Here is an 18,928-nt window from a genome sequence, read left to right as displayed (position 1 = left end):
TTTTTAGTTTTATATTCATTTACAATAATTCATTGTTAATTTTACATTGTTAATTTTTAGTTGAACATGAAAAAAGTTGTTTTAATCACTGGAGGTTCTTCAGGAATAGGAAAATCAGTTGGAGAGTATCTTACATCAAATGGGTTTATAGTATATGGCACAAGTAGAAATCCGGAAAACTATAAAAACAGTCAATTTCCTATTTTAGAATTGGATGTTAAAAAGATTGAAACCATTCAAAAAACCGTTAAAATAATTATAGATAAAGAAGGTAAATTGGATGTGCTAATTAATAATGCTGGTGCGGGCATTACTGGTGCTATTGAAGAAATACCTGAGGCTGAAATTAAGGCTAACTTTGAAACTAATTTTTTTGGACCTATTAATGTTATTAAAGCAGTGTTGCCTCAAATGCGAAAACAGCAAGCTGGTTTAATAATAAATATTACATCTATTGCTGGTTATATGGGTTTGCCATATCGTGGTATTTATAGTGCAAGTAAAGGTGCTTTAGAGCTTGTTACTGAAGCTTTTAGAATGGAGTTAAAAAGTTTTAATGTGAAAATGACAAATATTGCGCCTGGTGATTTTGCAACCAACATAGCAGCAGGAAGATACCATGCGCCATTACTTGATAATTCACCATATAAAAAACCTTATGGTGATACATTGAATTTAATGAATGCTCATGTTGATAGCGGAAGCAACCCAGATATGATGGCTAAAGCAGTATTAAAAATTATTAATACTAAAAATCCAAAAGTACATTACAAGGTTGGGGAGTTTATGCAGAAATTTTCAATTGTTTTAAAACGAATTTTGCCAGATACCATCTATGAAAAAATGTTAATGAAACACTATAAATTATAGTTATTTTCTATTAATAGCACCTAGAAGTTGTTCTTCAAAATTTATTGAAAAGATATTGGTATTATTATAAACTATTTTTTGATGCTTATCAACCACAATAGTTTTCGTCATGGGTTGAATAGCTAAAGCTTCAATAGATGCTTCAGGAGTTTTAAATTGGTATTCGTCTTTAAACTTAAACCTGTTTTCTTTTAAAGCGTGTTTTGGCTTTTCAATACCGTAATTATCAATATTTATTACGATAAATTTAACTTCAGGATATTTAGTTTTAAGTTCATTAAGTTTATAATGGCTTTCTTTAAAGTGATTATAAAATGTGTTAGACCAAAAACAAACAACAGTAGGTGTTGTGATTAATGAGTTAATTTCAACTTCATTATTGTTGTAATCAACCAATTTAACACTGGGGAAACTAGCACCTTCTTTTAAGTTGTTTAAAGATGCTACATAATGTTTTACTAATGTATTGTTTTTTTGATCTGTACTTTTACTTAAGAATGCATTTAAAATAACATCATTATTTTCTACATCTTTATTTTTCGATAAATAATTTATGGTAAAGTATTGTAAAAGATCATTTTTAACAACACCATCTTTTACCAAGCTATCGGTTATTTTAAGCTTATCCATATTATAGCACAACGAACTTCTTTTAAAAACTTCATTATCTGTACTATGTTTTAAGTGGTCTTTAAGTGCTAAGTTGTTAATTGTATATCTTAAAAATGAACTGTAATGATAATGGTCTTTAAAAAAAGCGTCGTTATAATCTATTGAGCTTCTGTAATTATAAAAATTATTAGGTAAAGATTTTAAAATAGCTTCTTTATTTTCATCAAAATGTACAAATGGATACACTTCTTTGCTTGAATAATAGCTAAAATCAATATTGGCTTTTGCTATTCTATTAAATAATTCCGACGTAGGGTATTTGGTTTTAAAAGCATTTAATTTTTCAAGTTTAAAGGCTTTTAATGAATCTATTCTGTTTTGGTAAACGTGTGGTTTTAATTGGCAAAATTTAAAAACTTTTTTTTCTTGAATTTCGTTTTCTAAAAATTCATTTATAAGATAGTTATTTTTTTTATCGCCTTCTCCAGTAAAAACTAACGATTCGTCAAATTCTAATGTGTTTAATCTAAAAATAATACTATCCTTTGGTTCTAATAACACCATTTGTATTTCTCCACCATGATAAAATGTATATAAACCAGCATCTAAATCGTTTACTTTGTAAAGAAATCTGTTTTTAGCATCCAGTTTAATGGAGTCTATTACAACATCCGATTTAGATAAAACAACATAATCGCTATTAGGATTTATAATTTCACCACCAAAATACGCATAATTATCCGCCGCATTATTGCCGTCATTTTTGCAATTAAACAGAGTTAGTAAGAGTAGTAGGCTTAAAAAATATAATTTCATCTAAGTAATGTCCGTTTCTAATTTATTATGAATTTATTAAATCATTAAAAATTCACAATTCTAATTCATGTGTTTTAAAACATACACAATTTACTATACAAAAATATGCGATGTATTTATAAAGTCCTGTTAATGCGTTGTTAAATGTTGCAATGTAATAAATGCCTAAAAAATTATAGTGTTTTTTTTGAATTTAGTGTCTATTTTAAAATAAACAAACTAAGTTTCGTCTTACCGTTTGAATTCTTTACTTTTGCAAAAAATTATATTTCAGTTTTATGTTATCAGTATCAAATCTATCAGTTCAATTTGGCAAACGTATTCTTTTTGACGAAGTAAATACCACTTTTAATACAGGAAATTGCTATGGCATTATTGGTGCAAATGGAGCTGGTAAATCTACTTTTTTAAAAATTATTTCGGGTAAACAAGATCCAACTTCTGGTCATGTGCATTTAGAAACTGGCAAACGTATGTCTGTTTTAGAGCAAGACCATAATTTATACGATGCTCATACAGTTTTAGAAACTATACTAATGGGTAACAAACCATTGTATAAAATTAAAACAGAGATGGATGCATTGTATGCTGATTATTCAGATGAAAATGCCGATAGAATAGGAGAACTTCAAGTACTTTTTGAAGAAATGAATGGGTGGAACGCCGATAGTGATGCCGCAGCAATGTTATCAAACTTAGGTATTAAAGAGGAATTTCATTATACCTTGATGGGCGATTTAGATGGAAAGCAAAAAGTACGTGTGCTTTTAGCACAAGCATTATTTGGAAATCCAGATGTGTTAATTATGGATGAGCCTACAAACGATTTAGATTATGAAACTATTTCGTGGTTAGAAAACTTTTTAGCTAATTATGAAAACTGTGTAATTGTTGTATCGCATGACCGTCACTTTTTAGATGCCGTTTGCACACATATTTCTGACATTGATTTTGGAAAAATTAATCATTATTCTGGAAATTACACGTTTTGGTATGAATCGTCTCAACTAGCAGCACGCCAGCGTTCACAACAAAACAAAAAAGCAGAAGAAAAGAAAAAGGAATTAGAAGAATTTATTCGTCGTTTTTCTGCTAACGTAGCAAAAAGCAAGCAAGCAACCAGTAGAAAAAAGATGATTGATAAACTTAATATTGCAGATATTAGACCAACAAGTCGCCGCTATCCAGCCATTATTTTTGAGCGCGATAGAGAAGCTGGCGACCAAATTTTAAATATTCAAAACCTTGCAGCTTCAAGTGAAGAAGGCGATGTACTATTTAGAGACATCGATTTAAACTTAGCTAAAGGCGATAAAGTAGTGGTATTTTCAAAAGATTCTAGAGCAACAACTGCATTTTATCAAATTTTGAATGATAAACAAAAACCAGATGCAGGAAAATTTGATTGGGGTGTAACAACTACACAATCGTATTTACCTTTAGATAATAGTGAGTTTTTTAATAACGATTTAACCTTAGTAGATTGGTTGCGCCAATGGGCAACTACCGAAGAAGAACGTGAAGAAGTACATATTAGAGGCTTTTTAGGAAAAATGATTTTTAGTGGTGAAGAAGCATTAAAAAAATCAAATGTACTATCTGGAGGTGAAAAAGTACGTTGTATGTTAAGTAGAATGATGATGGTAAGAGCTAATGTGTTAATGCTTGATGAACCAACAAATCACTTAGATTTAGAAAGTATTACGGCGTTTAACAACTCGCTTACAAATTTTAAAGGCACCATGCTATTTACAACGCATGATCACGAGTTTGCTCAAACCGTAGCAAATAGGGTGGTAGAGTTAACACCAAATGGTATTATTGATAGATACACAACATTTGATGAATACATGCAAGATTCAAAAATTAAGGAATTAAGAAATAAAATGTACTCGGTTACGGTTTAAAAACTGTTTCAATTTATATAATAAAAAAAAGAGTTACGATTGTAGCTCTTTTTTTATGTTTTCTAAAATACCAGTTGCTTTTTCAAACTCATCTTTATGAATATATACTTCTTGTTCGCCTTGAATAGAAGCTCCAAAACCGGCTAACCTTCCAGATTCACTTTCATCTTTAACAACGGGATTAATGCCTACATTTATTAAAGCATCATTAATGCGTTGCACAATAATAAAATTTCCTGTGAATATTTTTATATAATTAGAGTCTGTCATAATATCAGTTTTAATAAGTTATAGCATTTTAAATATACAAAATAAAACCTCAAAAAAAAAGCTCAACCGTTACGTTGAGCTTTAATTATATTTTAAAAGAATCAAATTTTATTTCTTTGCAGAAAGATTTTTCATTTCTTTTTCAACCATATCGTAGAATTGATCAATTTTAGGTAAAACTACAATTCTAGTGCGTCTGTTTTTAGCTCTGTTTTCAGATGAATTGTTTTCAACTAAAGGCACATAATCAGCACGTCCAGCAGCAATTAATTGTGCAGGGTTAACACCTAATGTTTGTAACACTCTAATGATAGATGTAGAACGTTTAACACTTAAATCCCAGTTGTCAATTAATACACCACCACCATTGTAAGGTACGTTATCAGTATGTCCTTCAACCATACATTCAAAATCTGGTTTGCTATTTACAACTTTAGCAACTTTTGCTAATACTTCTTTCGCTTTTGAAGTTACGTTGTAGCTTCCGCTTTGGAATAATAATTTATCAGCAATAGATATAAAAACAACACCTTTTTCAACATTAATTTCAATGTCTGGATCGTTAATACCTACTTCACGTTTTAAACTTGTTACAACCGCAAGTGTAAGACTGTCTTTTTTAGTTAAAGCATCTTGTAAACGTGTAATTTTCATATCTTTTTCTTTGATACTTTCTAACGTTTTTTCGATGTTGCTAGCTCCTTTTGCAGATAAAACTTGTAAATTGTCATTGCTTTTTCTTAAATCGGCAACTTGTTCTTCTAATGCAGCAGCTCTAGCAGTTGCAGAAGCTCTATCTTCTAAACATGTATTTAATTTTACAGTTGCAGAATTAAGTAAATCTTGTGTTTCTTTTTGTTTTGCTTCAAGATCTGTAAATTGTTTTTTAGATACGCATGAACTAAATAATACTAGTGCTGATACGCTAAGTAATAAAACTCTTCTCATAATTATTTGATGGATTAATGTTTCTTATTTTCCTATTGCAAAAGTATGTAAAAAAGGATTATTTGTTAAATTTTAACAAAACTTTTACTAAGAACTTATCAACTTTTGAATTTTATATCTTTTTTAATAAAATAATTAAAAACTATTGATATTTTTTGGTAATATGTTGCTTTATAATTAGTTAATTGCCGTTGTTTTAAAAGATTATTTAATTGCACGTAAAATTCAAAATGGGCTTTTAAAACAGCAAAAGTATGTTTTGGTTTTAGTTCGAATAAAAACTTTATACCAGCAATGCCATCTAAAAGTAAGCGTATAAAAACGATTGAAAATAGATTGCCTTTAGCATTTTTAGTAAGCGTAAATAAGCTATTTCTAAAATTAAGAAAGGTTTTTTTAGGATTGGTATTACTAAGGGTTGCACCACCAACATGATAAACTGTAGATTCTCCAATATAAGTAACAGAATAACCTAAGTTTTTTGCACGCCAACACAAATCAATTTCTTCCATGTGCGCAAAAAAAGTTTCATCAAACCCATTTAAATCGCGAAAAACAGAACTTTTTACAAAAAAACAGGCACCAGATGCCCAAAATATATCGGCAATATCGTTGTACTGCCCGTTGTCTTTTTCAATGGTATTGAAAATTCTTCCTCTACAATATGGGTAACCATATTTATCTATAAAACCGCCTGCAGCACCTGCATATTCAAAATAATCACGGTTTTTATAATCCAACAATTTGGGTTGAATAATAGCTGTATTTGGGTTGTTTTTAAAGTTATCTATTATTGGAATCAACCAATTTTTAGTAACTTCTACATCATTATTTAATAAGCAAAAAACATCAGCTTCAATATGTTTTAAAGCATCATTATAGCCTTTTGCATAACCATCATTTACTGTATTCTGAATTATTTTGACAGAGGGAAATGTACTTTTTACGAATTCAATTGAAGCATCAGTTGAGGCATTATCAGCAACATAAACATCGGCTTCTTTTGAATGCGCTACAACAGAAGGTAAAAACTGTTCTAAAAGTGTTTTTCCATTCCAATTTAATATTACTAATGCTATTTTTAATTCAGCCAAAGCATGATTATTAATTGTTGTTTTTCATTTTTAATTACAATAGTCAATTGTAACTAGGTATGTCTTTTAAAAAAATATAGCGTTCATTTTCAAAATCCATTTGGCAATAATAATGATTTAATCCGTTTGTTACCATCAAATAATTAGCTTGTAACGTTCTATTATATTGCGCTATTTGGTCGAAAGTATTTTGATTTATAGTTATTTCGGGTGCTTTACATTCAATAATCAAAAAAATACTACCGTTTGGGTTAAAAACAACAATATCATAACGTTTTTTTAAACCATTAACAACCAGTTCTTTTTCAACATTTATTAATGAAATTGGGTACTTTTTAATTTCAATTAAATATAAAACACAATGCTGCCTAACCCATTCTTCGGGTTGTAAAATCACAAATTTTTTGCGAATACAATCGAAAATAGAAATTTTATTTTCGCTATTTTTGAATCGAAACGAAAATTTTGGAAAGTTAAGCGCTTGCAATATGATTGTATTTGTTTTTTCAAAGTTACTGTTCATTAATCAAATACCAAATTCAAAAGGCGTAATTGTTGAATTTTGGAATTTATAAAATTGGAATTTAATACGTTGGACGAAGTAAAACAATTAGTTACAGATATAAAAAATGGCAACTTAAAACCTATTTATTTTTTAATGGGTGAAGAACCATATTACGTTGATAAAATTTCCGATTTTATTGAAGAAAATGTTTTAGCAGAAGCCGAACGTGGTTTTAACCAAATGGTACTTTATGGGCGTGATGTAGCCATTGAAGACGTAGTTAGTAATGCCAAACGCTACCCAATGATGGCTGAATATCAGGTTATTATTGTTAAAGAAGCCCAAGATTTATCGCGCACCATAGAAAAGTTGGTAGATTATGCCAAACAACCGCAGCCAACCACTATTTTGGTAATTAACTATAAGTATAAAACTATTGATAAGCGTAAAGCGCTATACAAAACGCTTCAAAAAACAGGTATTGTTTACGAAAGTAAAAAACTGTATGAAAACCAAGTTGCCGATTGGATTAGGCGTATTTTATCTGCAAAAAATTATACAATAGCACCAAAAGCAGCTCAAATGTTGGTAGAGTTTTTAGGTACCGATTTAAGTAAAATTAGTAATGAGTTGGATAAACTTCAAATAATTTTACCAAAAGGCACACAAATTTCGCCAGAACATATTGAAGAAAATATTGGGATAAGTAAAGACTTTAATAATTTTGAATTACGACAAGCCATTGGCGAAAAAAATATGCTTAAAGCGTATAGAATTGTCAACTATTTTTCAGAAAATCCTAAAGATAACCCAATGGTTGTTACAGTGTCGTTGTTGTTTAATTTCTTTTCGCAATTACTTCATTTTCATGGACTAGCAGATAAATCACCTAGAAATGTAGCTACAGCATTAAAAATAAATCCGTATTTTGTTAATGAGTATGTGTTGGCAGCAAGAAATTATCCAATGAAAAAAGTGAGTGAAGTAGTTTCTACACTTCGTGAGTTTGATGTAAAAAGTAAAGGAGTAGGTTCAAATGCTGTTCCGCAAGGCGATTTATTAAAAGAATTACTTGTAAAAATACTATCTTAGTAGTATTTAAATTGTAGATTAATAATTAGTTACCATGAAATATTCAAAATATATCCTATTTGTTACTATCGCTTTTTTAGTGTCTTGTAAGCAAAACACAAAAACACAAATTGAAACCCCAAAACAAGTTGAAATAACCCTAACTAAACTTTGGGAAACAGATACATTACTTAAAACATGTGAAGCTGTAAGGTATGATTCAGAAAAAAACATCATATATGTATCTAATATTGGCGGCGTTCCACCAAGTGAAAAAGATGGCGATGGCAGTATGTCAATCATTAATCTTGAAGGAAAAATTATAAACCAAAATTGGGTAACAGGTATTGATGCGCCAAAAGGTGTAAGCTATTTTAAGAATAAACTTTACGTAACTGATATTGATAACGTTGCAAAAATTGATTTAGAAACAGGTGTTATAGAAAAAAAATATACTGTTGAAAATTCAGTTTTTTTGAATGATTTGGATATTGATACAAATGGTGATGTGTATTTTACCGATTCTCGTGATGATAAAATATATAAACTTGTAAATGATGACATTTCACTTTGGTTAGATTTAAAAGGTGTAAACCCTAATGGTATTTTAGTAGAAAACGATAGAATTCTAGTAGTATCGTTTAGTGTAGGAGATTTTATTGCCATAGATAAAAAAACACAAGAACGAACTGTAATAGCTAACGGCATTGTTGGTGGTGATGGTATTGTACCTGTAAAAGATGGTTATTTGGTTTCTTCGTGGAAAGGTGAAGTTTATTTTGTTGGTTCCAACACATCAAACACAAAAGCTGTAAAAGTATTAGACACAAAAGACCAAAATCTTAATGCAGCTGATATTGGCATTATTCCTAATAAAAACATTCTTTTAGTACCAACATTTTTTGGAAACAAGGTGATTGCTTATAAAATAAATACTTCTTATAAATAAACAGAAATTGTTAATACCACCATTGTAAAAATTGTTAAGATTATTACTAGGGGCATTACAAATTTCAACCATTTGTTATAGCCTACTTTTACAATAGCTAATGATGCTAAAATTAAACCCGTAGGATTTATAAAAGCAAATAAACCCATACCGTATTGATAGGCATTTACTATTAATTCTCTGCCAATACCAACACCATCGGCTAAAGGCGACATAATAGGCATTGTTAAAACCGCCATTCCAGAAGACGATGATATAAAAAATGATAAACCACCATAAATATATAGCATGACATTTATAAATACTCCTTTGTGCATACCATTAGTAATGTTGCTAGCATAGTATAACATAGTATCACTTATTTGTCCGTCGTTCATTAAAACCGTTATACCTCTAGCAATACCAACAATAACGGCAACACCAAGTAAGTCACTTGCGCCTTTTATAAACGTATCAACAAATGTATATTCATTGATTTTTGCAATAAAACCTATTAAAATGGCACCAACTAAAAAAACAACGGTCATTTCTAAAAACCACCATTCTAGTTGTGAAACACCATAAATCATAACAACAAAACACATTGCAAATATGAAAAGTATGATGCGTAAGCGTGTTGTTAATTTAATATTATCAATTATAGTATTCCCAAATAGTTGTTCAATAGCTTCTTTCTGACTAAAAATAAGCGACTTTGATGGATCGTTTTTTACTTTTTGAGCATAACGAATAATATAAATAATACAAATAAGGGTTCCAAAAAACAGCATTATAAAACGTCCTGTTAAACCCGTTGTCCAGTTAATTCCTGCAGCATCCGAGGCTATAATAGCACTAAACGGGTTTGTTGTAGAACACATTGTACCTATAGAAGAACCAATGTAAACGCAAGCCAAAGCTACCATTGCATCATACTTGGCAGCTAAAAATATAGGTATAAGAATAGGGTAAAAGGCAATCGTTTCTTCAGCTAACCCAAATGTTGTGCCTCCAATAGCAACTAATCCTGTAACTAATAGTATTAAAATAAACTCTTTACCTTTTAGGGTTTCTGCTAACCAAGCTATACCAGCATCAAAAGCACCAGTATAATTCATTACACCAATTAAACCACCAATAAATAGTATTAAAAAAATAATATCAGCAGCTTCAATGATACCTTTAATAGGCGATTGTATAAAGGCCACAATACCTTGCGGTTTAGCTTCAACCAGTTTATATGTATTAGGTATGCTAATAGGTTTCCAAATATCACCGTTAGTAAATTTCTCTAAAGGAATTTTTATTTGTAACCTATCTAAGGTGTTTTGTGTAGCTTCAAGAGTTTCGGTAGTATTTAAACTATATTTTGTAAATGTATTTTCAGCTTTATTATAAGCTAATGAATCAAATTTTCCAGAAGGAACTATCCAAGTTAAAATAGCTACAAGTCCAGCAATAATTAGTAATATAGTTTGCGCTGTTGGGAATTTAAGTTTTTTCAATACTAAAATATTTTATTAAAACTAAAGATAGTATTATTTTAGATTTATAATACTGAAACAGCCATAACTAAAACAAAATACCTAAAATAATGATTGTGTATATTAATTACATAACCATTAAAAACAAAAAAAAACTACATGAATGTTGATATACACAAAAGCTGGAAACCTTATTTAGAGCCCGAATTTGAAAAACCATATTTTAAAGATTTAGTAAATTTTGTAAAAACAGAATATAAAACCACTAAGTGTTTCCCTCCGGGTAATCAAATTTTTAACGCTTTTAATCAGTGTCATTTTAATGATGTTAAAGTGGTTATTATCGGGCAAGATCCATATCATGATGATAACCAAGCAAATGGATTGTGTTTTTCTGTGAATGATGGTATTAAACACCCGCCATCGCTCATTAATATTTTTAAAGAAATTGAGATCGATTTAGGCATTCCATATCCTGAAAGTGGCAATTTATTGCGTTGGGCAAATCAAGGTGTTTTATTGCTAAATGCAACATTAACGGTTAGAGCGCATCAGGCTGGAAGTCATCAAAAAAAAGGTTGGGAATTATTTACTGATGAAGTAATAAAAACAATAAGCAATAATAAAAATCAAGTAGTGTTTTTACTTTGGGGTGGTTATGCCAAACAAAAATCAAAATTAATAAATCCTAAAAAGCATCATATTTTGTCTTCAGGACATCCATCGCCATTAAGCGCCAATAGAGGTTATTGGTTTGGTAATAGGCATTTTAGTAAAACTAACTTCCTGTTGGAGCAAGCCTTTCTGCCTCAAATTCTGTGGTAATCTCAGGGTTAAGTACAACAGGTTTTTTATTAAAATTAGAAGATTTTACAGATTTGTTCACACTAAATTTAAGTAATAAAAAATTTATAGCCACTAACGAAGCAATTAAAATAGTAATATTAACTAACATAGGCATTGGGGTTTTAATATCGACAATATACATATTAAAAACGATGAAATACGTATTTTTGAAGATATAATTATATTTTAAACAAAAATAATAAATAAAAGACTACAACGCTATACGTAACATCACTTATTTTGAATATTTTAATAAAGCCTATCAAATATTATAAATTTGATTTTTTTTGTAGTGGTTTTTTTATAATTTAATTATAAGCTTAGGTTTACTAAAAAGAATTAGATCTGCAGGTTATTCTTAATAATTAACTTAACATAAGAATTTCAAACAAAACAAAATATTGTGGTTATTTTTTCACATTTTAAGAAGTTTATTATTGAAATAAAATTTATTTTTGAACAAAATTCAGAATATGGAGGAAATTAAATGGGAAACTGTTAAAAAGTATGAAGACATTACTTATAAAAAATGTAATGGAGTTGCACGTATAGCTTTTAATAGACCAGATGTAAGAAATGCGTTTAGACCTAAAACTACAAGCGAACTTTATGATGCCTTTTATGATGCTAATGAAGATGTAAATATAGGTGTTGTATTACTTTCAGCCGAAGGTCCTTCAACTAAAGATGGCATTTGGAGTTTTTGTTCTGGCGGCGACCAAAAAGCCAGAGGTAAACAAGGTTATGTTGGTGATGATGGTTATCACAGATTAAACATATTAGAAGTACAACGCTTAATCCGTTTTATGCCAAAAGCAGTTATTGCAGTAGTACCAGGTTGGGCAGTTGGTGGCGGACATAGTTTACATGTAGTTTGCGATTTAACTTTAGCTAGCAAGGAACACGCTATTTTTAAACAAACCGATGCCGATGTTACCAGTTTTGATGGCGGTTACGGTTCTGCATATTTAGCAAAAATGGTTGGTCAGAAAAAAGCACGTGAAATATTTTTCTTAGGAAGAAATTACTCTGCACAAGAAGCTTTTGAAATGGGTATGGTAAACGCCGTAATTCCACATGAACACCTAGAAGCAACAGCTTATGAATGGGCGCAAGAAATACTAGCAAAATCGCCAATATCTATAAAAATGTTAAAGTTTGCTATGAATTTAACCGATGATGGTATGGTAGGGCAACAAGTTTTTGCAGGTGAAGCTACAAGACTTGCATACATGACAGAAGAAGCCATAGAAGGTAGAAATGCGTTTTTAGAAAAACGTAAGCCTAATTTTCAAAAAAAATGGATTCCTTAGTATGAAGAATATAGCTCTTTGGATTTCTTCAATGCGTTTAAGAACGCTACCACTTTCAATTTCTGGTATTATAATAGCATCTTGTTTTGCAGATTATAATGGTTGTTTTGAATGGCGAATATGCATTTTAGCAATTCTTACAACCGTAAGTTTTCAAATACTATCCAACCTTGCAAATGATTATGGAGATGGTATTAAAGGCACCGATAACAACGAACGTATTGGTCCTGAACGTGCTATACAATCTGGAAAAATAGCACCAGATGAAATGTTTCAAGCTATTAAAATAAACGTGTTAATATCAATTGGATTAGCATTTTTCTTAATTTTTTCAGCATTTGGTGTAAAGCATTTCTTTTTAACCCTCATATTTTTTGCATTGGGTATTGCCGCTGTTGTATCGGCAATTCGTTATACAGTAGGTAGTAATGCCTATGGTTATAAAGGCTTGGGCGATGTTTATGTATTTGTATTTTTTGGAGTAATAAGCGTAGTAGGTTGTTATGTGTTATATGCCAAAACAGTACATCATGTGGTTTTTTTGCCAGCATGTATTATTGGATTGTTAAGTGCAGCGGTTTTAAACCTTAATAATATGCGAGATATTGAATCGGATGCAAAATCCAATAAAATAACATTGGCAGTTAAATTAGGCATTAAAAACGCAAAAAGATATCATATATTTCTTGTGGTTTCAGCAATTTTTCTTTCAGTATTGTTTGGGGTTTTATATTATACATCAATATTAAATTTAATTTATTTTGTTGTGTTTATTCCTTTAATTCTTCATATAAAAAAAGTAATTAATAACACAGATTCTAAATTGCTTGACCCAGAATTAAAAAAAGTAGCTTTAACAACGTTTGCGCTTGCAGTTCTTATGGGAATTGGGCATTTATTATAAATATAAACTTATGAAGTGTTTTTTATTACCTATCGTATTTTTTTCAATGTTTGTGTGCTTTTCACAAGAACAAACCAAGTTAAAAATATTAGAAAGTCCAGAGTTTTATGATGATGTAAAATCAAATGAAGTAATTTCTATGCATACTTCAGAATCTGGTTTAATTGGCATTGTTAGAAACAGCAAAAAGCATTTGTTATTTGATATTTTTAATGAATCGTTAGGAAGAATTAAAAATGTTACTATTGAAACTGATAGAGATGAAAATTACTGTGGTTACCTATCTTTTGATAATGTAATGAAGATATTTACAGTTTTCGAACTCACAAAAAAAGATCGCATAGTATATTGCCATGAATTTAATATAAACGACGGTTCGCACAAAAAAACCGAGCTTTTTAAAGCAGAAGTAGAAAAAAACCAAAGTTTGTTTTCGGGTAGTAATAAACGTCAAACAGGTTTTGCAATGTCGCCAAATGGTGATTATTTTGTTATTTCAACAGATGACATCAAGAAAAACGCTAATTCCTATACCGTTCGTGTTTATAAATCGAGTGATTTAAGTTTAGTGTACCAAAAAGCCTATCAAGAAAATGTTGAAAAATTTTACCAACCTAACGACCTTTTTATAGATAATTCTGCCAATGTATTTGCCTTAGGAAAACTATTTTTAGAAGGTAGATCGCAAAAAAAAGATGGTAAAGCTAATTATGATTTTGTACTTAATAAACTTACCGAAACCAGTTCGAAAACAACACCAGTAAATTTCAATACTAACGAGCATATTAGTTCATTAATTATTTCTAATAGTAATGGGCAAATACGCTTATTAGGTTTTTATTCTGAAAAAAATGTAAGTGCAATAAAAGGCACATTGGTTTTTAATGTTGATACAGAAAGTATGCAAATCACGCAAAGTAAAGCATTCAAATTACCAGAAAATGTGTATAAAGATTTGTATAGCGAAACTGTAGCCGATAGAAAAAAGGACCAAGAACTATCAAGCTTTTATGTCGATTATTTAATTGAAGATAAAGAAGGAAACACATATTTATTAGCAGAAGAATTTTATGTAACAACGGTATATGTTTCTATGGGAATGAATGGTGGTTATTGGCAAACCGTTTACCATTATGATGATGTTATGGTTTTAAAATTAAATGCCCAAGGCGATTTGGAATGGGGTAGAAGCATTTTTAAACGAGCTACAGCACCATCGTACAATGCTTTTGTAAAAAATGGTGAATTGCATGTTATTTTAAATTCAGGTAAAAATTTAGTTGAAAAAGAAGATGGTAGGGTAAAAGTTTCAAAAGGGTTGTTTGAATCTTCATCTTTATACGATATTGTTTTTAATTCAAAAGGCGAAACAACATACAGTAAAATTCAAGACAATAAAAATAACACATTTTATTTGCCGTTTTATGGTATATTTAATGACGAACGATTTATTACAATTAGTGATGGTTCAGGAAAAAAGCAATTTTTAATATTGGAGTAATTATTTAAAAATATAAACGAATGAAAATTACATTTTACGGTCACGCTAGTTTGGGCATACAAGTAAATGATGTAAATATTCTTGTAGACCCATTTATTTCACCAAACCCAAAAGCGTCGCATATAGATATAAACGTTTTAGAAGCCGATTATATTCTACTTACACACGCACATCAAGACCATATTGCAGACGTTGAAGCTATTGCAAAACGCACCAATGCCGTTATTGTATCAAATGCAGAAATTGCTTCTTATTATCAAAGCAAAGGGTTTGAAGCACATCCAATGAATCATGGTGGTCATTGGGATTTTGAATTTGGCACCGTTAAATATGTAGTAGCAGTACATTCGTCGTCTTTTCCTAACGGAGCTTATGGTGGGCAACCAGGTGGTTTTGTAATTGAAGGCGAGCATAAAAACATTTATATTGCAGGTGATACAGCTTTAACGTTTGATATGAAGCTCATTCCTATGAAAACTGATTTAGATTTAGCCATTCTACCAATTGGCGATAATTTTACTATGGGAATTGATGATGCCATTATTGCTAGCGATTTTGTAAAATGTGATAAAGTATTAGGCTATCATTTTGATACCTTTGGCTATATTGAAATTGACCACGATGAAGCAAAGCGTAAGTTTTTTGATAAAGGAAAAGACTTGATGTTGTTAGAAATTGGTGAAAGCATAGTATTGTAAATGATAAAAGCCTTCTACAAAAAACATATTTTAAATTTTAAGCAAGCAAGTGGCACATCGCGTGGTGTTTTAAAAACCAAAGAAACCTATTTTCTTATCTTAAATTCTGAAGGAAAACAAGGCATTGGTGAGTGCGGTATTTTTAGAGGTTTATCAATTGATGATACACCAGATTACGAAGAAAAACTACAATGGCTTTGTAACAACATTCATTTAGATTTTAATTTTTTGTTGCATGAATTAACAGCATTTCCAAGCATTCAATTTGGGTTAGAAATGGCTTTCAAATCTTTAGAAAGCAACAATTCTTTTGAATTATTTCCTTCAAAATTCACACAAAGTGAAGATGTAATCGCTATAAATGGTTTAATTTGGATGGGCTCGGAAACATTTATGAAACAGCAAATTCAAGATAAAATTGAAGCAGGTTTCAATTGCATAAAAATGAAAATTGGAGCGATAGATTTTCAAACGGAAATTAAATTGCTAAAATCTATTAGAAACCAATTTACTTCAAATGACATCGAACTTCGAGTTGATGCAAACGGTGCTTTTTCAGCTTCCGAAGCTTTAGAGAAACTAAAAATTTTATCAGATTTAGATATTCATTCCATAGAACAACCTATAAAGCAAGGTCAAGTTAAAGAAATGGCTAAACTTTGTGCAGAAACTCCATTGTCAATAGCTTTAGATGAAGAATTAATTGGTGTGTTTTCTGTAAAAGAAAAGCAAGAGTTACTACAAACCGTAAAACCACAATACATTATTTTAAAACCTAGTTTGGTTGGCGGCTTTAAAGGAAGTAACGAATGGATAGCAATAGCAGAACAAAACCAAATTGGTTGGTGGATTACTAGCGCTTTAGAAAGTAACGTAGGTTTAAATGCCATTGCACAGTATACCTATACAAAACACAGTAAATTGCCACAAGGTTTGGGTACAGGTGGTTTATTTACCAATAATTTTGATTGCCCATTACAAGTAAAAAACGGTACTTTGCAGTACAATAATAATTTAAATTGGAATTTTAATTTATAAAACATGTATATAGCTCAAGCATTTAATGCATTACACGAATGGTGGCGATATTTAGTAGGAACTGTAATAATTGTAATTGCAGTTATAATTGGGCAATTACCATTTACTGCAGCAGTATTTTATCAAGCCTATAAAAATGGTGATAACATTTTTGGTATGGATGAAACCAAAATGATGACCTTGTTAGAGCCTAATTTAAACCTGTTTTTAATGTTATTATCATTTGCAATTGGCTTGGTAGGTTTGCTTGTGGTTGTAAAATATTTGCACAAACAATCGATAACTAGTTTAACTACATCAAGAAAAAAAATAGATTGGAAACGATTTTGGTTTATCTTTTTTGTGTGGGGTATTGTTTCAAGTGGTTTTGTTTTGGTAGATTATGTTATGTCGCCAGCAGATTATGTGTACAATTTTAAGCTAATACCATTTTTAATTCTGTGTGTTATTGCTATTATTTTCGTGCCATTACAAACCAGTTTTGAAGAATATTTGTTTCGAGGGTATTTAATGCAAGGTTTAGGAGTTGTTTTTAAAAATAAATGGATGCCGTTAATTACAACGTCGTTGGTATTCGGTTTACTTCATATCGCAAACCCAGAAGTTGATAAGTTAGGTTATGTGATTATGATTTATTACATAGGTACAGGGTTATTTTTAGGTATCATGACGCTTATGGATGAAGGTATGGAGCTTTCATTAGGTTTTCATGCTGCAAACAATTTATTTACCGCGCTTTTAGTAACTGCCGATTGGACAGCGTTTCAAACACATTCTATATTAAAAGACATGTCCGATCCATCAGAAATGGCACTAGGTGAAATATTTGTTCCTGTATTTGTGGTGTTTCCTGTTTTGCTATTTATTTTATCAAAAATTTATAAATGGACCGATTGGAAAGAAAAACTATTTGGCAATATAGTAGAACCAGAAAAAGAAGATGCTTTTGTGCTAGATAATGCTAATTCTAATGAAAACGAATTATAAAATAATTCACAAAAAATTTAAGTTAAATGGGGTTCATTATTCTAATGAAACTTTATTGCAAGTTGCTTACAATTTTATAAAAGAAGGCGATGCTTATCTACAAGAAATTGGTAAATTTTTGTATCAATGGTTAGATGATAACGATTTTGTTGAAGCAAAAACATCAGGCTCAACAGGAACACCAAAAAGCATAAAAATACGCAAACAAGCTATGGTAAATTCTGCCTTGGCTACTGGTGATTTTTTTGGTTTAAAACCAAGCGATACAGTTTTACATTGCCTTCCAACGCAGTTTATTGCAGGTAAAATGATGTTAGTAAGAGCCATGGTTTTAGGTTTGGAATTGGATTTAGTAGAACCAAACACCAAACCCGATTTTGATGTTAAGAAAAACTATGATTTTTGTGCCATGATACCGCTACAGCTTGAAAACACCATACAACATTGCGGGCATATTAAAACCATTATAGTTGGTGGCGCGCCAGTATCAAATATATTAAAAGCAAAAACACAAAGTGTTGATAATCATGTTTATGAAACCTATGGTATGACCGAAACGGTTACACATATAGCACTAAAAAACCTTAATCATTCACTAGTATTACCCAAGCTAACAAAGCAGCAACTTGTTGAATCTTATTTTAAACTACTTCCAAACGTTTCTATTTCAACAGATGAAAGAGATTGTTTGGTAATTGATGCACCACAACTTTCAGAAGAAAAAATTATAACAAACGATATTGTAAAAATCCATTCTGAAGCCGAATTTGAATGGTTAGGTAGGTTTGATAATGTAATAAACTCTGGTGGATTGAAATTGTTTCCAGAACAAATTGAAGCTAAACTACAAAACAAAATTCAAGCACGATTTTTTGTGGGCTCAAAACCACACGAAACATTAGGAGAACAACTTATTCTTGTTGTAGAAGGAATGATAGATGTTATTGATGCCTCAGCTTTTACGGTATTAAAAAAACACGAAAAACCAAAACGAATTTATACACTAAATAAATTTGTTGAAACAGCTTCAGGAAAAATTCAGCGTAAAAAAACATTGGAGTTAACAAATAATATTTAACTCATTCAAAAGGGCACTTCACTCATTGGCGATTTTAAAATAGGGTATTAGGCTTTAG

The 18,928-nt window shown here is 30.4% G+C and carries 18 protein-coding genes; 12 read left to right on the top strand and 6 right to left on the bottom strand.

All coding sequences use genetic code 11. The features are described from left to right. Positions 1 to 66: 66 nt before the first annotated feature. The gene (locus tag ACFQ1R_RS01755; protein WP_379924391.1) at positions 67 to 870 is read left to right on the top strand and encodes an SDR family oxidoreductase; all 804 of its coding nucleotides are present in this window, start codon (positions 67 to 69) and stop codon (positions 868 to 870) included. Here ACFQ1R_RS01755 and ACFQ1R_RS01750 read toward each other — a convergent pair whose 3' ends face one another. Next, positions 871 to 2,298, bottom strand: coding sequence for a TlpA family protein disulfide reductase (locus tag ACFQ1R_RS01750; RefSeq protein ID WP_379924390.1), 1,428 nt, complete (start codon positions 2,296 to 2,298; stop codon positions 871 to 873). Positions 2,299 to 2,576: 278 nt separating this feature from the next. Here ACFQ1R_RS01750 and ACFQ1R_RS01745 point away from each other — a divergent pair, with 278 nt between their 5' ends. Further along, entirely contained in the window at positions 2,577 to 4,205 is a 1,629-nt protein-coding gene (locus ACFQ1R_RS01745) for an ABC-F family ATP-binding cassette domain-containing protein (RefSeq protein ID WP_379924389.1), read from the top strand. A gap of 33 nt (positions 4,206 to 4,238) precedes the next feature. On the opposite strand, the gene ACFQ1R_RS01740 is transcribed toward ACFQ1R_RS01745, so the two are convergent. The 4 genes from ACFQ1R_RS01740 to ACFQ1R_RS01725 form a co-directional block, all read right to left on the bottom strand. Beyond that, positions 4,239 to 4,475: a putative signal transducing protein gene (locus ACFQ1R_RS01740; RefSeq protein WP_379924388.1), complete on the bottom strand. Its 237-nt coding sequence runs from the start codon at positions 4,473 to 4,475 to the stop codon at positions 4,239 to 4,241. Positions 4,476 to 4,583: 108 nt separating this feature from the next. Continuing rightward, entirely contained in the window at positions 4,584 to 5,423 is an 840-nt protein-coding gene (locus tag ACFQ1R_RS01735) for an OmpA/MotB family protein (RefSeq protein WP_379924387.1), read from the bottom strand. A 98-nt stretch (positions 5,424 to 5,521) separates the two neighbouring features. After that, positions 5,522 to 6,517, bottom strand: coding sequence for a glycosyltransferase family 2 protein (locus ACFQ1R_RS01730; protein WP_379924386.1), 996 nt, complete (start codon positions 6,515 to 6,517; stop codon positions 5,522 to 5,524). A 43-nt stretch (positions 6,518 to 6,560) separates the two neighbouring features. Further along, positions 6,561 to 7,004, bottom strand: coding sequence for a type I restriction enzyme HsdR N-terminal domain-containing protein (locus ACFQ1R_RS01725; RefSeq protein ID WP_379926291.1), 444 nt, complete (start codon positions 7,002 to 7,004; stop codon positions 6,561 to 6,563). Positions 7,005 to 7,109: 105 nt separating this feature from the next. Here ACFQ1R_RS01725 and holA point away from each other — a divergent pair, with 105 nt between their 5' ends. Together holA and ACFQ1R_RS01715 are read left to right on the top strand one after the other, a co-directional pair. Next, entirely contained in the window at positions 7,110 to 8,114 is a 1,005-nt protein-coding gene (holA, locus tag ACFQ1R_RS01720) for a DNA polymerase III subunit delta (protein ID WP_379926290.1), read from the top strand. Positions 8,115 to 8,148: 34 nt separating this feature from the next. Next, a complete protein-coding gene (locus ACFQ1R_RS01715; protein WP_379924385.1) occupies positions 8,149 to 9,042 on the top strand; it encodes a hypothetical protein in 894 nt (297 codons plus the stop codon). Here ACFQ1R_RS01715 and ACFQ1R_RS01710 read toward each other — a convergent pair. Beyond that, positions 9,033 to 10,526, bottom strand: coding sequence for a YfcC family protein (locus ACFQ1R_RS01710; protein ID WP_379924384.1), 1,494 nt, complete (start codon positions 10,524 to 10,526; stop codon positions 9,033 to 9,035). The genes ACFQ1R_RS01715 and ACFQ1R_RS01710 overlap by 10 nt on opposite strands. 138 nt (positions 10,527 to 10,664) lie before the next feature. Between ACFQ1R_RS01710 and ACFQ1R_RS01705 the strand changes: the two genes are divergently transcribed. The 8 genes from ACFQ1R_RS01705 to ACFQ1R_RS01670 all read left to right on the top strand — a co-directional run bounded on the left by ACFQ1R_RS01705 (position 10,665) and on the right by ACFQ1R_RS01670 (position 18,870). Next, complete coding sequence (locus ACFQ1R_RS01705; RefSeq protein ID WP_379924383.1) at positions 10,665 to 11,330, top strand: uracil-DNA glycosylase; 666 nt, start codon at positions 10,665 to 10,667, stop codon at positions 11,328 to 11,330. A 494-nt stretch (positions 11,331 to 11,824) separates the two neighbouring features. Continuing rightward, positions 11,825 to 12,664 carry a 1,4-dihydroxy-2-naphthoyl-CoA synthase gene (locus ACFQ1R_RS01700; RefSeq protein ID WP_379924382.1) on the top strand — a complete coding sequence of 280 codons (840 nt, stop codon included), beginning with the start codon at positions 11,825 to 11,827 and terminating at the stop codon, positions 12,662 to 12,664. A 1-nt stretch (position 12,665) separates the two neighbouring features. Then, entirely contained in the window at positions 12,666 to 13,568 is a 903-nt protein-coding gene (gene menA, locus ACFQ1R_RS01695; protein ID WP_379924381.1) for a 1,4-dihydroxy-2-naphthoate octaprenyltransferase, read from the top strand. A gap of 10 nt (positions 13,569 to 13,578) precedes the next feature. Further along, positions 13,579 to 15,069: a hypothetical protein gene (locus tag ACFQ1R_RS01690; protein ID WP_379924380.1), complete on the top strand. Its 1,491-nt coding sequence runs from the start codon at positions 13,579 to 13,581 to the stop codon at positions 15,067 to 15,069. A 20-nt stretch (positions 15,070 to 15,089) separates the two neighbouring features. Beyond that, entirely contained in the window at positions 15,090 to 15,767 is a 678-nt protein-coding gene (locus ACFQ1R_RS01685; protein WP_379924379.1) for a metal-dependent hydrolase, read from the top strand. Then, positions 15,768 to 16,805, top strand: a complete 1,038-nt coding sequence (locus ACFQ1R_RS01680) for an o-succinylbenzoate synthase (RefSeq protein WP_379924378.1) — start codon at positions 15,768 to 15,770, stop codon at positions 16,803 to 16,805. It abuts the gene before it with no gap. Between the two features lie 3 nt (positions 16,806 to 16,808). Further along, complete coding sequence (locus ACFQ1R_RS01675) at positions 16,809 to 17,792, top strand: CPBP family intramembrane glutamic endopeptidase (RefSeq protein ID WP_379924377.1); 984 nt, start codon at positions 16,809 to 16,811, stop codon at positions 17,790 to 17,792. Then, entirely contained in the window at positions 17,776 to 18,870 is a 1,095-nt protein-coding gene (locus tag ACFQ1R_RS01670) for an AMP-binding protein (RefSeq protein ID WP_379924376.1), read from the top strand. Before ACFQ1R_RS01675 ends, ACFQ1R_RS01670 begins: the two co-directional genes overlap by 17 nt. The last annotated feature ends 58 nt before the right edge of the window (positions 18,871 to 18,928 follow it).

The organism is Mariniflexile jejuense, assembly GCF_042675665.1.
In the GTDB taxonomy this organism is placed as follows: Bacteria; Bacteroidota; Bacteroidia; order Flavobacteriales; family Flavobacteriaceae; genus Mariniflexile; species Mariniflexile jejuense.
The sequence above is the reverse complement of the archived record's forward strand: the minus strand, read 5'-3'. Positions and strand labels throughout refer to the sequence as shown.

Excerpts from the sequence above, each read along its gene's own strand:
- ACFQ1R_RS01750 (WP_379924390.1), bottom strand. The coding sequence starts at position 2,298 with ATGAAATTATATTTTTTAAGCCTACTACTCTTACTAACTCTGTTTAAT.
- ACFQ1R_RS01735 (WP_379924387.1), bottom strand. The coding sequence starts at position 5,423 with ATGAGAAGAGTTTTATTACTTAGCGTATCAGCACTAGTATTATTTAGT.
- ACFQ1R_RS01715 (WP_379924385.1), top strand. The coding sequence starts at position 8,149 with ATGAAATATTCAAAATATATCCTATTTGTTACTATCGCTTTTTTAGTG.
- ACFQ1R_RS01700 (WP_379924382.1), top strand. The coding sequence starts at position 11,825 with ATGGAGGAAATTAAATGGGAAACTGTTAAAAAGTATGAAGACATTACT.
- ACFQ1R_RS01675 (WP_379924377.1), top strand. The coding sequence starts at position 16,809 with ATGTATATAGCTCAAGCATTTAATGCATTACACGAATGGTGGCGATAT.
- ACFQ1R_RS01745 (WP_379924389.1), top strand. The coding sequence starts at position 2,577 with ATGTTATCAGTATCAAATCTATCAGTTCAATTTGGCAAACGTATTCTT.
- ACFQ1R_RS01690 (WP_379924380.1), top strand. The coding sequence starts at position 13,579 with ATGAAGTGTTTTTTATTACCTATCGTATTTTTTTCAATGTTTGTGTGC.
- ACFQ1R_RS01680 (WP_379924378.1), top strand. The coding sequence starts at position 15,768 with ATGATAAAAGCCTTCTACAAAAAACATATTTTAAATTTTAAGCAAGCA.
- ACFQ1R_RS01705 (WP_379924383.1), top strand. The coding sequence starts at position 10,665 with ATGAATGTTGATATACACAAAAGCTGGAAACCTTATTTAGAGCCCGAA.
- ACFQ1R_RS01670 (WP_379924376.1), top strand. The coding sequence starts at position 17,776 with ATGAAAACGAATTATAAAATAATTCACAAAAAATTTAAGTTAAATGGG.
- menA (WP_379924381.1), top strand. The coding sequence starts at position 12,666 with ATGAAGAATATAGCTCTTTGGATTTCTTCAATGCGTTTAAGAACGCTA.
- ACFQ1R_RS01740 (WP_379924388.1), bottom strand. The coding sequence starts at position 4,475 with ATGACAGACTCTAATTATATAAAAATATTCACAGGAAATTTTATTATT.
- ACFQ1R_RS01685 (WP_379924379.1), top strand. The coding sequence starts at position 15,090 with ATGAAAATTACATTTTACGGTCACGCTAGTTTGGGCATACAAGTAAAT.
- ACFQ1R_RS01755 (WP_379924391.1), top strand. The coding sequence starts at position 67 with ATGAAAAAAGTTGTTTTAATCACTGGAGGTTCTTCAGGAATAGGAAAA.